Genomic DNA, 14,685 nt, shown 5'->3' with positions numbered 1-14,685 from the left:
GCCGGATCACCCGGCGCCGGCGGGGAGCGCCGGGGGTCGGGGCTGCCGCACCCCTGACCTGCGAAGAGTTGCGGGTCAACCAGGTCCAATCATCCCGGTCCCGACCCCGTGGGAATGGCCGAAAGTACGACGGCTCGGGCGCCGGTGTGGACTTGTGGCCGAGGGGCCGGGACGGTCGCGCGGCCAGGCTCGGGGCATGTCATGGAACGGTGTGGGAGACGTCGGCACGATCGACGGCAATCGGCCACGACCCGCCGCGCCCCGGGCGCGGCAGCGCATCGTGGCGCTCGATGTGCTCCGGGGCTTCGCCCTGTGCGGGATCCTGCTGGCGAACGTGAAGCCGATCGCCCACCGCGGCGGCGAACTCGGCACCGCGCACCTGCCGGAGACGACGGCGGCGACGGTGCTGCATCTGCTGGTCGACCAGCGATTCTTTCCGATCTTCTCGCTGCTGTTCGGCGTCGGCTTCGCGCTGTTGCTGGAGTCGGCGCGGGCGCGGGCCCGGCAGCCGCGGGTGGTGCTGCTGCGCCGGATGCTGGCGCTGCTGGCCGTGGGTCTGCTCCACTTCGTGCTGTTGTGGAAGGGCGACATCCTCACCGTGTACGCGGTGCTCGGCCTGCTGGTCCTGCTGCCCTCCACGTGGCTGCCCCGACGCGTGGTGGCGATCGCCGCCGGGGTCCTCATCGTGCTGTCGGTGACCCTGCTCGGCGGCGGGTACACGGTGGTCCCCGGCCTGTTCCTGCTCGGTTCGGCGCTGACCAGGTACGGGGTGGTCAGAAGGATCGGCTCCGGTCCCCGTACCACGGCGGTGTGCGGGTTGGTCCTCGCTCTCGCCGCCGTGCCCGCGACGGTGATCCAGTTGCGCGCGGACACGGACAGCACCGCGGCGAGGATCGCCTACCCGGCGGCCGGGCTGCTGACCGCCGGCGCCTACGTGTGCGGGCTGTTGCTGCTGCTCAGGACTCGGCTGGCCGGGCCGTTGACCGCCGTGTTCCGGCCGCTCGGACGGATGGCGCTGACGAACTACCTGACCGCGACGGTCCTCGTGCTGGCGATCTCCGGTGTGGTCGGCGACGCGGACCGCTGGCCGGTCGGCGCGGTGGTCGCGGTCGCCGCTGCGGTCCTCGTCGTCCAGTGGGGCTGGTCGGTAGTCTGGCTGCGCCGGTGCCACCAGGGGCCGGTCGAGTGGCTGTGGCGTGGGGTGACGTGGTGGCAGCGGCCGCCGCTGCGGCGTTCCCGACGACGAGGCGCCGCGGCGGACCCGGCATGAGAGGCATCATGATTCTCGCTGGCAGGCGCAGCGCCCTGCGCCGGCCCGGCCTGCCGGGCGTGCTGGTCGAGGCCGCGTTCGGCGTCCTGCTCGCCGCCGGTGTCGCCCTTGAGACGGCGGCGGTGCTGAGTCGCCGCCCGGCCTGGCCGGTGGGTGCCGTGTTCCTGCTGGTCACGGCAGCGGTGTGCGGGGCGGCGCTGCTGCGACGACGGTTCCCCGGTCGGGCGGCGGCGGTGGCGATCGGCCTGTGCGCCGTCGCCGAGCTGGTCGACTGGCGGCACGGCCGGCAGGGCCAACCCGCCCCGATCGCCTGCCTCGCGCTCCTGGTGGTGGTCGCCTCCGCGGTGCGTCACCTGCCCGGTCCGGGCGGCGTCGCGGTCGCCGCCGGCTCCGGGGTGGTCGCCGCCGGCACCATCGAGAGGTACGCCACCTACCTGGCCCAGGACATCCCGAACGCGACAACGGCCACGAAGGTCGCGGTGGCCGGCTGGGCGGTCGCGGTAGCGGTGGGCCTGTGGCGGCGGCTCGGCGACGCGCGGCGTCGGGCCCTGGTCGACGGGATACGGCGCACCGAACGGCTGGCCCTCGCCCGGGACCTGCACGACGTCGCGGCCCATCACCTCACCGGCCTGATCATCCAGGCTCAGGTCGCGCAGCTCGCCACCGACGCCGACCCGCCCACGACCCGGGCCACCCTCACCGGGATCGAGACGGCCGGCGCGCAGGCGCTCGCCTCCCTGCGGCAGGTCGTGCGGCTGCTGCGGGACGACGAGCCGGAGATCGCGCCCGTGCCCGGTTCGCTGGCCGAGCTCGTCGAGCGATTCGACGGCACCGGCATCCGCGCGAACCTCCACCTGCCGGACGGCCCCGTGCCGGCCGACTGGCCGTCGGAGACCACGGTCGGCATCTACCGGATCGTGCAGGAGTCGCTGACCAATGTGGCCCGGCACGCGCGCGACGCCCGTACCGTCACCGTGACGCTCGCCCACGACGGGCGGACCATCCGGCTCCGCGTCGCCGACGACGGACAGCCCGGCCGCGTCATCCGCCCCGCCGGTCACGGCCTGGTCGGCATGCGCGAGCGAACCGCCGCCCTCGGCGGTGAGCTGAGCGCCGGTCCGGGCACACCGGCCGGCTGGACGGTCGAGGCCACCATCCCCGCACCGGGAGGGTCATGACCATCCGCGTGCTCATCGCCGAGGACCAGGCGATCGTCCGCCGAGGCCTCCGGCTGCTGCTGGAGAGCCAGCCCGACATCACGGTGGTCGGCGAGGCCGGTGACGGCCCGGAGGCCATCAGCCTCGCCCGGGACCTCCGCCCGGACGTCTGCCTGGTGGACCTCCAGATGCCACGACTGGACGGCGTCGACGTGACCCGCGCGCTCGCCGGCGCCGCCGTACGCGACCCGATGCGGGTCGTCATCATCACAACCTTCGACCTGGACGAGTACGTGTACGGCGCGCTCCGGGCGGGAGCGGTCGGATTCATCCTCAAGGATTCCGGGCCGGCCCTGCTGGCCGAGGCGGTGCGGGCGGCGCACGCCGGTGACGCGATGATCTCGCCGTCGGTCACGATGCGGCTGCTGAAGCAGTTCGGGCCGATCGCGGTCCGTTCGCCGCGCCCGCCTGCCCCGCCGCTGACCGAGCGGGAGATCGAGCTGATCAGGCGCCTCGCCCGGGGACGCACCAATCAGGAGATCGCGCAGGAGCTGTTCATCTCGCTGAGCACGGTGAAGGCCCACGTGGCCAACATCCAGGACAAGCTGCAACTGCGGAACCGCACCGAGATCGCCGCCTGGGCCTGGGAGAACCGGCTGGTGACCGAGACCTGACCGGGGAGGTGACGGATGTGATCCACTGCGTGGGTGACCTCCCCTCGCTCGACACCACTGCCGACCGACGTCGAGGCCCGACTGGCCCACGAGCCGAACGTGTGGCTGTGCACCCTGCGGCGCGACGGCTCTCCCCACGTGACACCCGTCTGGTTCGTCTACGCCGACGGCGTCTGGTGGATCGGCTGCGACGGCCGCAGCGTCAAGGCCCGGAACGTCGCGGCCGACCCGAGGGTGTCCCTGGCCCTGGAGGACGGGGCCGCTCCCGTCGTCGCCGAGGGCGTCGCCCATCTGCGCCGCGGCGACTTTCCCACCGAGGTCGTGGAGGCGTTCGCCAGCAAGTACGGGGGATGGGACGTCACGGAGCCGGTCAGTCAGGAGGGTGACCGGGTACTGCTGGAGATTCCCGTCCGACGGTGGCTTCTCGCGGGCACGGCGCAGTGAGGTGACGGCGCCGGAGGAGGCCGCCCGGGAGCCGGGCAACGTCCGCCGTCACTCAAGGATCTCCATCTCCGCGACGAGGTGATCGACGAAGCGGTAGACGTGCGTGACGGTCTGGTTGACGAGTGTCGTGGTCCCTCATGCCGTCAGTCTGACGTGGCCCTGCGCCCAGCGAGCGGGGCCTGCGAACCGATCAGGAATCGAGAAGCTCCCGGGTGCCGGTGGGCCTAGCCTTCTCCCAGGCAGCCGGCAGGACGACGAGCCTGAACAGCGAATGGGAGCCCGAGAATGTCCGCGAAGAATTCCCACACCACGGCCGATGGCTTCAGCGCTGAGGAGCGCGCCGCGATGAAGGAGCGCGCCGCCGAGCTGCGCGCCGAGGGCAAGAAGGGCGCCAAGAAGGCCGACGACCTGCAGGCGCTCCTCGATCGGATCGCGCAGATGGCGCCCGAGGACCGTGCGCTCGCCGAGCGCGTGCACGCGACCGTCACGGCTGCGGCCCCGGAGCTGTCGCCGAAGACCTGGTACGGGATGCCGGCCTACGCGAACGCGGACGGCAAGGTGGTCGTCTTCTTCCAGGACTCGGGCAAGTTCAACTACCGGTACTCGACCCTGGGCTTCCAGGACGCGGCCAACCTCGACGACGGGGATCTGTGGCCGGTGTCGTACGCGCTCCAGAAGTGGAGCCCCGCGGTGGAGAAGAAGGTCGTCGCGCTGGTGAAGGCCGCGGTCTCCTGACCGTTGCCACGATCGCTGCTGCGGTGAGGGATCAGCCCACGGGGGTCGGTTGACTGCCCTGCCAGCCGGCCCGGCTCGCGCTGCTCGTCGAGTACCGGGGAAATCGGACCGGGCTGCTGGTCTACCTCGGCGGGCTGACGACCGAGGCCACGGAGCAGTTGGCCGGGCTCACTCCGGACCACGTCCCGGACCTGCACCACCGCTTCCTCGCCCGGGCGCGCGCCCGCGACTGACCCGGCTTCCACCCTCGCCCGATTGCGTTTGCCATGGTGTCCGGAACGGGCATTGACGGTGATCCGGTTCTGGCAGTAGACCTTGGGGATGGAGACGCGCTGATGAGGAAAGCTCCGCTCACGCTGGAACAACTGCGCGTCGCGGTCGCCGAGGGCGAGATCGACACGGTGGTGCTCGCGCTGACCGACATGCAGGGCCGCCTCCAGGGCAAGCGCTTCCACGCTCCCTACTTCCTCGACCAGGTGGTCGCGCACGGCAGCGAGGGCTGCAACTACCTGCTCGCCGTGGACGTCGACATGAACACCGTCGACGGCTACGCCATGTCGAGCTGGGAACGCGGCTACGGCGACTTCGCCATGCGACCCGACCTGGACACGCTGCGCCGGGTGCCCTGGCAGCCCGGCACCGTGATGCTGCTGGCCGACCTGGAGTGGCTGGACGGCTCGGGTCCCGTGGTCGCCTCGCCCCGGCAGATCCTGCGCCGGCAGCTCGACCGGCTGGCCGCACACGGGCTGACCGCGTACGCCGGCACCGAGCTGGAGTTCGTGCTGTTCCGCGACTCGTACGAGGAGGCCTGGCGGCGCGGTTACCGCGAGCTGACCCCGGCCAACCAGTACAACGTGGACTACTCCCTGCTCGGCACCGCGCGGGTGGAGCCGCTGCTGCGCCGGATCCGCACCGAGATGGCCGGCGCCGGGCTGACCCCGGAGAGCGCCAAGGGTGAGTGCAACCTCGGCCAGCACGAGATCGCCTTCCGCTACGACGAGGCGGTGGCCTGCGCGGACCACCACGTCATCTACAAGAACGGGGCGAAGGAGATCGCCGCCCAGGAGGGCATGTCGATCACCTTCATGGCCAAGCCGAACGCGCGGGAGGGCAACTCCTGCCACATCCACTTCTCGCTGCGCGGCGCCGACGGCCGCTCGGCCATGCTCGGCGACGGGCCGGCGCACCTGTCGGTCACCGGGCAGCGGGTGCTGGCCGGGCTGCTCGCCACCATGCGCCAGTTCAGCCTGCTGTTCGCCCCCAACATCAACTCCTACAAGCGTTACCAGCCCGGCTCGTTCGCCCCGACCGCCCTGCGCTGGGGCACCGACAACCGCACCTGCGCGCTGCGGCTGGTCGGGCACGGCCAGGGGATGCGGGTGGAGAACCGGGTGCCCGGCGCGGACGTCAACCCGTACCTGGCGATCGCCGCGCTGGTCGCCGGGGCGGTGCACGGCATCGAGCGGGAGCTGGAGCTGGGCGAGGAGTGCGGCGGCAACGCGTACGACGACGCCGGGGCCGAGCGGGTGCCCGGCACGCTTCGCGACGCCCTCGGGCTGTGGGAGTCCTCGGAGACGGCCCGGGAGGCGTTCGGCGCCGAGGTGGTCGACCACTACGCCAACAACGCGCGGGTGGAGCTGGCCGCCTTCGACGCCGCCGTCACCGACTGGGAGCTGGTGCGTGGCTTCGAACGCCTCTGACCTTGCGCTCGGGGCGCCGCCAGGGGAAGGGTGGGCGTGTGACCCAGGTGATCAATCCGGCGACCGGTGAGCCGCTGCGCGAGGTGCCGGCCACCTCGCTCGCGGAGACGGACGCGGCCATCGAGCGGGCGGCCGCGGCCTTCGAGACGTGGCGCGCGGTGGCGCCGGGGGACCGGGCGCGGTTGCTGCGGCGGTTCGCCGCCGTGGTCGACGCGCACCGGGAGGAGCTGGCGCTGCTGGAGGTGCGCAACGCCGGCCACACGATCGGCAACGCGCGCTGGGAGGCCGGCAACGTCCGGGACGTGCTCGACTACTACGCGGGCGCGCCGGAGCGGCTGACCGGACACCAGATCCCGGTTCCCGGCGGGCTCGACGTCACCTTCCACGAGCCGCTCGGCGTGGTCGGCGTGATCGTGCCCTGGAACTTCCCCATGCCCATCGCGGGTTGGGGCTTCGCCCCCGCGCTCGCCGCCGGCAACACGGTGGTGCTCAAACCGGCCGAGCTGACCCCGTTGACCGCGCTCCGCCTGGCCGAGCTGGCCCTCGACGCCGGCCTGCCGGAGGGCGTGTTCACGGTGCTGCCCGGTCAGGGCGGCGTGGTGGGCGAGCGGTTCGTCACCCACCCGGCGGTCCGCAAGGTCTGCTTCACCGGCTCCACCGAGGTCGGCACCCGGATCATGGCGGGCTGCGCGGCCCAGGTGAAGCGGGTGACGCTGGAGCTGGGCGGGAAGTCCGCCAACCTCGTCTTCGCCGACGCCGACCTGGCGAAGGCGGCGGCCACCGCGCCGGCCGCGGTCTTCGACAACGCGGGCCAGGACTGCTGCGCCCGCTCCCGCATCCTGGTCCAGCGCCCGGTGTACGACGGCTTCCTGGAACTGCTCGAACCGGCCGTGCGCGGGTTCCGGGTCGGGGACCCGGCCGCCGAGAGCGCCGAGATGGGCCCGCTGATCTCCGCCGGGCACCGGGACCGGGTCGCCGGGTACGTCGACGGGGCGAAGGTGGCCTTCACGGGCGACCGCCCCGACGGCGCCGGTTTCTGGTACGCCCCGACCGTGCTGCTCGCCGACTCCCCGGCCGACCGGCACTGGCGGGAGGAGATCTTCGGCCCGGTGGTCTCGGTGCTCCCGTTCGACGACGAGGCGGACGCGATCCGCCTGGCCAACGACACCGAGTACGGCCTCTCCGGCTCGATCTGGACCCGGGACGTGGGCCGCGCGGTCCGGGTGGCCCGGGCCGTCGAGTCCGGCAACCTCAGCGTCAACTCGCACTCCTCGGTGCGCTACTGGACCCCGTTCGGCGGGATGAAGCGCTCCGGCCTGGGCCGGGAGCTGGGTCCGGACGCGCTGCACGCCTTCACCGACGTCAAGAACGTGTTCATCAGCACGGAGGAGTGAGATGCAGGGACGGCTTCAGGACCGGGTCGCCGTGGTGACCGGGGCGGGCAGCGGCATCGGCCTGGCCACCGTGCGGCGGTTCGCCGCCGAGGGGGCCCGGGTGGTCTGCGTGGACATCGACGCCGAGGCGGGCAAGCGGGCCGCCGACGAGGTGGCCGGCGAGTTCGTCGCCGCCGACGTGGCCGACGAGGCGGCCGTCCGGGAGCTCTTCGACGGGGTGGCCGAGCGGCACGGCCGGGTGGACGTGGCGTTCAACAACGCCGGCATCTCGCCGCCGGACGACGACTCGATCCTGGAGACCGGGCTGGACGCCTGGGAGCGGGTGCTGCGGGTCAACACCACCAGCGTCTACCTGTGCTGCAAGTACGCCATCCCGCACATGCGCCGGCAGGGCAAGGGTTCGATCATCAACACCGCCTCGTTCGTGGCGCTGATGGGGGCGGCGACGTCGCAGATCGCGTACACGGCGAGCAAGGGCGGGGTGCTGGCGATGACCCGGGAGCTGGGCGTGCAGTTCGCCCGGGAGGGCATCCGGGTCAACGCGCTCTGCCCCGGCCCGGTGGCCACCCCGCTGCTGCTGGAGCTGTTCGCCAAGGACCCGGAGCGGGCCGCCCGCCGCCTCGTCCACGTGCCGATGGGCCGGTTCGGCAATCCCGAGGAGATCGCCGCCGCGGTGGCGTTCCTGGCCAGCGACGACGCCTCGTTCATGACCGCCGCGCAGTTCGTGGTGGACGGCGGGATCACCGGCGCCTACGTGACACCGCTATGAGCCGGCGGCCGCTGATCGGCGTCACCGCGTATGTCGAGCCGGCCGGCTGGGCGGTGTGGCGGGACGTGCCGGCGACGCTGGTGCCGCAGGCGTACGTCCGGGCGGTGACCGCGGCCGGCGGCCGGGCCGTGGTGCTGCCGCCGGACGACGCCGACGCCGAGGTGCTGCGGGTGCTGGACGGGCTGCTGCTGGCCGGTGGCGCCGACATCGGCCCGGACCGGTACGCCGCCACGCCCGACCCGCGCACCGAGAGCCGGCCGGACCGGGACGCCGGCGAGCTGGCGCTGCTGACCGCCGCGCTCGCCGCCGACCTGCCGGTGCTCGGCGTGTGCCGGGGCATGCAGCTGCTCGCGGTGGCCTACGGCGGCACGCTGCACCAGCACCTCCCCGACGTGGTGGGGCACGACGGCCACCGCCCCGCCCCCGGGGTGTACGGGTCGCATCCGGTCCGGTTCGCCGCCGGCAGCCTGGCCGGGGCCGTGATGGCCGGGGTGGACCGGGTCAACTCGTACCACCATCAGGGAGTGGCCGACCCGGGCGGCCTGGCCGTGACCGGCTGGGCCGACGACGGGGTGGTGGAGGCCGTCGAGGATCCGGCGCGGCGCTTCCTGCTCGGTGTGCAGTGGCACCCGGAGAACGACGCCGATCCCCGACCGGTGGCCGCCCTGGTCTGCGCGGCGTCCGGCGCCGCCTCGGCCGCCCCCGCGCCCGCTCGACTCGCCGCCGGCCACCGGTTGCGTCAGGATGAGGCGTAGGTAACCAGCGTCTGACTGGCGGCATGCGTTACGTTGCTCATCCGTCGGGGTAGTAGGCGGGGACGACCGGCGTGATCGCGCCGGTCGTCGTGGACATGGCCGGCGCGGGAGGCTGCATGGGCTCGGCCCAGGGGGGCGGGGACGTCGATCGTTCGTCCTCGGGGACCGGGGAGGCGCACCTTCCTCCACTGCTGACCGCGGCGTTCGCCGCCGGCGGCGAGATGGGGGAGCGGCTGCGCGGCTTCGACTGGTCCGGCTCCCCGCTCGGTGCCCCGCACGCCTGGCCGCCCGCGCTCAGCCACGCGGTCAGCACGATGCTCTCCTCGCGGGCCCAGATCGTGCTGTTCTGGGGCCCGGACCACCTGGCCTTCTACAACGACGCCTACCGGCCCACCATCGGCGACAAGCACCCGGCGGTCCTCGGCCAGTCCGCGCGCCAGCACTGGGCGGAGACCTGGGACGTGCTCGGGCCGCTGCTCGAGGGCGTGCACGGCACCGGGACGCCCTACCGTGGCGAGAATCACCCCTTCGTGCTCAACCGGCACGGCTTCCTGGAGGACGTCTACTTCGACATCTCGTACGACCCGATCCGGGACGCCGACGGCAGCGTCAGCGGGGTGTTCTGCTTCGTCAACGAGACCACCGGGCGGGTGGTCGGCGAGCGGCGGCTGCGGGCGCTGGCCGAGCTGGGCACCGAGCTGGCCGACGTGCGCAGCACCGTGGAGCTGGGCCGGGCCGCCGCCCGGGTGCTCGACTCGCACCGGGCCGACGTGCCGTTCAGCGCCGTCTGGCTGCACGACGAGGCCGGCACCGCGGTACTGGCCGGCTGCGGGGGGCTGGACCCGGGCCGGGTCACCGGCGGACCGCCGGCGCTCCGCTCCGGCGAGACCCCGGACGAGGCCCGCTGGGTCTCCACCGCGGACCTGCTCGGTGTGGTGCCGCCGGACGCGGCCGACCGGGCGCTGCTGCTGCCGCTCACCGCCGTCAACGAGCCGGCCGGTGTGCTGCTGCTCGGGGTGGCCCGCCGGCTGCCCTTCACCGACGACTACCGCCACTTCGCCGACCTGGTCGCCGCCCAGATCTCCCGGGCCGTCGGCAAGCAGCGGGCGTACGAGCAGGAGCGGGCCCGGGCCGCCGAGCTGGCCGCCCTCGACCGCGCCAAGACCAACTTCTTCGCCAACGTCAGCCACGAGTTCCGCACCCCGCTCACCCTGGTGCTCGGGCCGCTGGAGGACCTCCTCGCCGACCGCGCCCTGCCCGACGCGTACCTCGACCGGTTGGCCATGATGCACCGCAACGCGCTGCGGCTGCTCAAGCTGGTCAACACCGTGCTCGACTTCTCCCGGCTGGAGTCCGGCCGGCTGGCCGCCCGCTACCAGCCCACCGATCTGGCCGACTACACCGCCCGGCTGGCCAGCACCTTCCGCTCGGTCACCGAGCGGGCCGGGCTGCGCCTGGTGGTGGACTGCCCGCCGCTGCCCGCGCCGGTCTACGTCGACCGGGACATGTGGGAGAAGATCGTCCTCAACCTGGTGTCGAACGCGGTCAAGTTCACCTTCGACGGCGAGATCCGGGTCCGGGCCGAGGCCCGCGACGGCGCCGCCGTGCTGGAGGTCACCGACACCGGGGTGGGCATCGCGCCGGAGGAGCTGCCCCAGGTGTTCGAGCGGTTCCACCGGGTGCCCGGGGCCCGGTCCCGTACCCACGAGGGCACCGGCATCGGCCTCGCCCTGGTCCGCGAACTGGTCGAGATGCACGGCGGCACGGCCGAGGCGCACAGCGTCGTCGACCGGGGGAGCACCTTCACGGTGCGGGTGCCGTTCGGGTACGCGCACCTGCCCGCCGAGCGGGTGGCCACCCTCGACCCGGTGCCGCTGACCGAGCCCGAGCAGGCCCGGCTGTACGTCGCCGAGACCGCCCTCTGGACCGACGAGGTGGCGCGGCCGGGCGGGCTGCCGGAGCCGGTGGAGGCGCCGGGCGGCGCGGGCCGGATCCTGGTCGCCGACGACAACGCCGACCTGCGGGAGCACGTGAGCCGGCTGCTCTCCCCGGCGTACGAGGTGGTCACCGTGCCGGACGGCGTGGAGGCGCTGCGGCTGGCCCTCGACTCCCCGTTCGACCTGGTGCTGACCGACGTCATGATGCCCCGGCTGGACGGCTTCGGGCTGGTCACCGCGCTGCGCGCCAACCCGGCCACCCGAGGAGTGCCGATCGTGCTGCTCTCCGCCCGGGCCGGCGCGGCCGAGGAGGTCGCCGGGCTCTCGGTCGGCGCGGACGACTACCTCACCAAGCCCTTCTCCAGCCAGGAGCTGATCGCCCGGGTCCGGGCCAACGTGGAGCTGGGCCAGCTCCGCGGCCAGATCATCCGCCGGCTGCGGGCGCTCGCCGACGCCGCGGTGGCGATCAACACCGCCCGGTCCACCGCCGAGGTGGTGCGGGTCGCCGCGCGGCACGCGCTCGGCGTGGCCGAGGCCGCCCGGGTGGTGGTCACGGCCACCGGCGCCCGCTACGAGGCGGACGGCGGCGGGGACTCCTCCGCGGAGCCCTCGGTGGTGCTGCCGCTGACCGGCACCACCGACGAGCAGCTCGGCGAGCTGCGGGTCTGGCATCGGGAGGGCGGCAGCACCGAGCAGGCGGCACTCACCGAGCTGGCCCGGCTGGTCGGCGTGCGGCTGGAGAACGCCCGGCTCTACGAGGCCGAGCACCGGATCGCCACGACCCTCCAGCACAGCCTGCTGCCGCGTACGCTGCCGCAGCTCCCGGGGGCCGTGGTGGCCAGCCGCTACCTGCCGGGCAGCGCCGAGGTCGAGATCGGCGGCGACTGGTACGACGTGATCGGCACCCCCGACGACGAGCTGGTGCTGGTGATCGGCGACGTCGTCGGCAAGGGGGTGCGGGCCGCCGCCGCGATGGGCCAGCTCCGCAACGCGCTGCGGGCGTACGTGCTGGAGGGCTACGACCCGGGTGAGGCGCTGACCCGGCTCAACCGGCTGGTCGGCTCCACCGAGGGCGGCTCGTTCGCCACCGTGGTCTGCCTCCGCTTCTCCCCGCGCACCGGCCGGCTGCGGTACGCGAGCGCGGGCCACCCGCCGCCACTGCTGATCCGCCGGGGCCACGCGGTGTTCCTGCACGATCGCGCGCTGGGGCCGCCGGTCGGGGCCATCCCCGGCACGGTGTACCGGACCGTCGACGCCGCGCTGGCCCCCGGCGGCCGGCTGCTGCTCTACACCGACGGGCTGATCGAGGACCGGCGGGCCGGCATCGACGCCGGGCTCGGCCAGCTCCGGGCGGACGCGATCACCCGGGGCGAGCACGTGGCCGACCTGGTCGACGCGGTGGTCGAGCGGGTCGCCGGGCGGACCCGGCACGACGACGTGGCCGTGCTGGCGCTGGAGGCGACCGAGCTGAACCGCTTCGCGCTGCGGCTGCCGGCCGACCCGACCCGGCTCAGCGTGCTGCGCAAGCGGCTGGAGGACTTCCTCATCGCCCACCACGTCGGCGAGACCGACCTGTTCGACCTCACGGTGGCCATCTCCGAGGCCGCCGCCAACGCCATCGAGCACCCGGTCGCGCCGGCGGAGCCGACGATCGGCGTCGAGGTGACCATCGAGGACCGGACGGTGACCGCGACGGTCCGGGACAGCGGCCGGTGGAAGGAGTCCACCGGCTCGACCTTCCGGGGTCGGGGACTGGCGCTGATCCAGGCGCTCGGCGAGATGACCGTGACCCGCACGGACGCGGGCACCGAGCTGGTCCTGCGCCGCCGGCTGGCGGACTGAGGGCGCGGCGGGGGCGGCTCAGGCCTGCGTGAGCCAGTCCTGCTCGCCCAGGCCCGAGATCTCCAGCACCCGCCGCACCTGCCGGGACGGCAGCACGGTGAGCGCGCCGGGGAGCTGCTGGGCGAGCCGGACCACGGCGTGGATCGCCGCCGAGTCGAAGAAGGTCACCGCCCGCAGGTCGAGCGTGACGTGGCGGGCGGACTCCCGCAGGACCGTCTGGTACATGGTGTCGGCGGTCGCCATGTCGACCTCGCCGGCGACCTGGACGCGCAGTTGATCACCGTCGATCTCCGCAGTCGCGGAGAAGACAGGCGGCGCGCCCCCTTGATCCACGGAGCAACAATGGCACAGCCCTTGCGGTGCGGCAACAACCCGGGCCAGCGGGCCGTGGCGGAGGTCACCGGGTGCGCGGCGATAGGCTTGCGCCATGACCGTCCGTGCGCCGCTGACCCCCGGCACGCTCTCCCCGTGGCGAGCGGTTCCCGCTGACATCCCGCGTCCCGAGTACGTCGGCAAGAAGCGTCCCCAGGAGTGGCGCGGCTCGCACGTGCAGACGCCGGAGACCATCGAGAAGATGCGCCTGGCCTGCCGGCTCGCCGCCCAGGCCACCCAACTGGCCGGGGAGCACTGCAAGCCGGGGGTGACCACCGACGAGATCGACAAGGTGGTCCACGAGTTCCTCTGCGACCACGGCGCCTACCCGTCGACGCTCGGCTACAAGGGCTTCCCGAAGTCCTGCTGCACCAGCCTCAACGAGGTCATCTGCCACGGCATCCCGGACTCCACCGTGCTCGAGGACGGCGACATCATCAACGTCGACGTGACGGCGTACATCGGCGGGGTGCACGGCGACACCGACGCCACCTTCTGCGTGGGCGAGGTGAGCGAGGAGGCCCGCCTGCTGGTCGAGCGGACCCACGAGGCGATGATGCGCGGCATCAAGGCGGTCGCGCCGGGCCGGCAGATCAACGTGATCGGCCGGGTCATCGAGTCGTACGCCAAGCGGTTCGGCTACGGCGTGGTGCGCGACTTCACCGGCCACGGCATCGGCGAGTCCTTCCACAGCGGCCTCTACGTGCCGCACTACGACAGCCCGCGCCCCACCGACGTGATGGAGCCCGGGATGACCTTCACGATCGAGCCGATGATCACCCTCGGCACCTACCAGTACGACATGTGGGACGACGGCTGGACCGTGGTCACCAAGGACCGCCGGTGGACGGCCCAGTTCGAGCACACCATCGTCGTGACCGACGACGGCCACGAGATCCTCACGCTGCCGTGACCGACACCCCGGCGGCGCTGCGCGAGGCGCACCACGCGGACGTGTCCGGCGGCTGGCTCCGCCCGGCCGTGTTCGGGGCGATGGACGGGCTGGTCACCAACATCGCGCTGATCGCCGGCGTCGGCGGCGGCGGGGTGTCGCCGCGCAGCGTCGTCCTCACCGGCGCGGCCGGGCTGGTGGCCGGCGCCATCTCGATGGGGCTGGGCGAATACACCAGCGTCCGCTCGGCCAACGAGCAGGTGGCCGCCGAGGTGGCCAAGGAGCGGCGCGAGCTGGAGCGGCACCCCGAGGCGGAGGCCCGCGAGCTGGCCGACGCGTGGGTGGCCCGGGGGCTGCCGCGGGACCTGGCCACCCAGGTCGCCGAGGCGGTCCGGCGCAACCCGGAGGAGGCGCTGCGGGTGCACGTCCGGGAGGAGCTGGGCGTCGACCCCGACGAGCAGCCCAGCCCGTGGGCGGCGGCGATCTCCTCGTTCCTGTGCTTCTCGGTGGGCGCGCTGGTGCCGCTGGTCACCTACCTGCTCGGCTTCACGAGCCTCGCGCTGGCGCTCGCCGTCGGCGGGGTGGGGCTCTTCGTGGCCGGTGCGATCGTGGCCCGGTTCACCAACCGCACGTGGTGGACCAGCGGGCTGCGGCAGCTGCTGCTCGGCTCCCTCGCGGCCGGCGCCACCTACCTGGTCGGCGCCCTGATCGGCATCCAGGGCGGGATCGGCTGACCGGCACCGG

At 73.5% G+C, this 14,685-nt stretch carries 13 protein-coding genes; 12 read left to right on the top strand and 1 reads right to left on the bottom strand.

Features of this window, described 5'->3' with window-relative positions:
* Positions 1–196: 196 nt before the first annotated feature.
* From RMN56_RS04185 to RMN56_RS04140, 10 genes are all read left to right on the top strand, one after another.
* Positions 197–1,270: a DUF418 domain-containing protein gene (locus RMN56_RS04185; protein ID WP_313722523.1), complete on the top strand. Its 1,074-nt coding sequence runs from the start codon at positions 197–199 to the stop codon at positions 1,268–1,270.
* An 8-nt stretch (positions 1,271–1,278) separates the two neighbouring features.
* Positions 1,279–2,448 carry a sensor histidine kinase gene (locus RMN56_RS04180; protein WP_313722522.1) on the top strand — a complete coding sequence of 390 codons (1,170 nt, stop codon included), beginning with the start codon at positions 1,279–1,281 and terminating at the stop codon, positions 2,446–2,448.
* On the top strand, positions 2,445–3,101 hold the full coding sequence (locus RMN56_RS04175) for a response regulator (protein ID WP_313722521.1): 657 nt from the start codon (positions 2,445–2,447) through the stop codon (positions 3,099–3,101). The genes RMN56_RS04180 and RMN56_RS04175 overlap by 4 nt, the downstream gene beginning before the upstream one ends.
* 33 nt (positions 3,102–3,134) lie before the next feature.
* Positions 3,135–3,545, top strand: a complete 411-nt coding sequence (locus RMN56_RS04170) for a pyridoxamine 5'-phosphate oxidase family protein (RefSeq protein ID WP_313722520.1) — start codon at positions 3,135–3,137, stop codon at positions 3,543–3,545.
* 285 nt (positions 3,546–3,830) lie between these two features.
* Entirely contained in the window at positions 3,831–4,280 is a 450-nt protein-coding gene (locus RMN56_RS04165) for an iron chaperone (protein WP_313722519.1), read from the top strand.
* 335 nt (positions 4,281–4,615) lie between these two features.
* Positions 4,616–5,980 carry a glutamine synthetase family protein gene (locus tag RMN56_RS04160; RefSeq protein ID WP_313722518.1) on the top strand — a complete coding sequence of 455 codons (1,365 nt, stop codon included), beginning with the start codon at positions 4,616–4,618 and terminating at the stop codon, positions 5,978–5,980.
* A gap of 38 nt (positions 5,981–6,018) precedes the next feature.
* Complete coding sequence (locus tag RMN56_RS04155; protein WP_313722517.1) at positions 6,019–7,374, top strand: aldehyde dehydrogenase family protein; 1,356 nt, start codon at positions 6,019–6,021, stop codon at positions 7,372–7,374.
* 1 nt (position 7,375) lies between these two features.
* A complete protein-coding gene (locus tag RMN56_RS04150; protein WP_313722516.1) occupies positions 7,376–8,143 on the top strand; it encodes a 3-oxoacyl-ACP reductase in 768 nt (255 codons plus the stop codon).
* Entirely contained in the window at positions 8,140–8,898 is a 759-nt protein-coding gene (locus tag RMN56_RS04145) for a gamma-glutamyl-gamma-aminobutyrate hydrolase family protein (protein WP_313722515.1), read from the top strand. The genes RMN56_RS04150 and RMN56_RS04145 overlap by 4 nt, the downstream gene beginning before the upstream one ends.
* A 116-nt stretch (positions 8,899–9,014) precedes the next feature.
* Complete coding sequence (locus tag RMN56_RS04140; RefSeq protein ID WP_313724644.1) at positions 9,015–12,677, top strand: SpoIIE family protein phosphatase; 3,663 nt, start codon at positions 9,015–9,017, stop codon at positions 12,675–12,677.
* A gap of 18 nt (positions 12,678–12,695) precedes the next feature.
* Here the strand turns inward: RMN56_RS04140 and RMN56_RS04135 are convergent, their stop codons facing one another.
* Positions 12,696–13,010: an STAS domain-containing protein gene (locus RMN56_RS04135; protein ID WP_313722514.1), complete on the bottom strand. Its 315-nt coding sequence runs from the start codon at positions 13,008–13,010 to the stop codon at positions 12,696–12,698.
* 94 nt (positions 13,011–13,104) lie between these two features.
* Here RMN56_RS04135 and map point away from each other — a divergent pair, with 94 nt between their 5' ends.
* Positions 13,105–13,962: a type I methionyl aminopeptidase gene (gene map, locus RMN56_RS04130; protein WP_313722513.1), complete on the top strand. Its 858-nt coding sequence runs from the start codon at positions 13,105–13,107 to the stop codon at positions 13,960–13,962.
* Positions 13,959–14,675: a VIT1/CCC1 transporter family protein gene (locus tag RMN56_RS04125; RefSeq protein ID WP_313722512.1), complete on the top strand. Its 717-nt coding sequence runs from the start codon at positions 13,959–13,961 to the stop codon at positions 14,673–14,675. Before map ends, RMN56_RS04125 begins: the two co-directional genes overlap by 4 nt.
* Positions 14,676–14,685 lie beyond the last annotated feature (10 nt).

Origin of the sequence: Micromonospora halotolerans (assembly GCF_032108445.1) — a bacterium.
Taxonomy (GTDB): Bacteria; Actinomycetota; Actinomycetes; order Mycobacteriales; family Micromonosporaceae; genus Micromonospora; species Micromonospora halotolerans.
This window is presented reverse-complemented; position numbering and strand designations above follow the sequence as displayed.

Bases quoted from the DNA above. Each gene is read 5' to 3' on its own strand.
- RMN56_RS04180 (WP_313722522.1), top strand. From the start codon at position 1,279: ATGATTCTCGCTGGCAGGCGCAGCGCCCTGCGCCGGCCCGGCCTGCCG.
- RMN56_RS04150 (WP_313722516.1), top strand. From the start codon at position 7,376: ATGCAGGGACGGCTTCAGGACCGGGTCGCCGTGGTGACCGGGGCGGGC.
- RMN56_RS04175 (WP_313722521.1), top strand. From the start codon at position 2,445: ATGACCATCCGCGTGCTCATCGCCGAGGACCAGGCGATCGTCCGCCGA.
- RMN56_RS04145 (WP_313722515.1), top strand. From the start codon at position 8,140: ATGAGCCGGCGGCCGCTGATCGGCGTCACCGCGTATGTCGAGCCGGCC.
- map (WP_313722513.1), top strand. From the start codon at position 13,105: ATGACCGTCCGTGCGCCGCTGACCCCCGGCACGCTCTCCCCGTGGCGA.
- RMN56_RS04165 (WP_313722519.1), top strand. From the start codon at position 3,831: ATGTCCGCGAAGAATTCCCACACCACGGCCGATGGCTTCAGCGCTGAG.
- RMN56_RS04140 (WP_313724644.1), top strand. From the start codon at position 9,015: ATGGGCTCGGCCCAGGGGGGCGGGGACGTCGATCGTTCGTCCTCGGGG.
- RMN56_RS04160 (WP_313722518.1), top strand. From the start codon at position 4,616: ATGAGGAAAGCTCCGCTCACGCTGGAACAACTGCGCGTCGCGGTCGCC.
- RMN56_RS04185 (WP_313722523.1), top strand. From the start codon at position 197: ATGTCATGGAACGGTGTGGGAGACGTCGGCACGATCGACGGCAATCGG.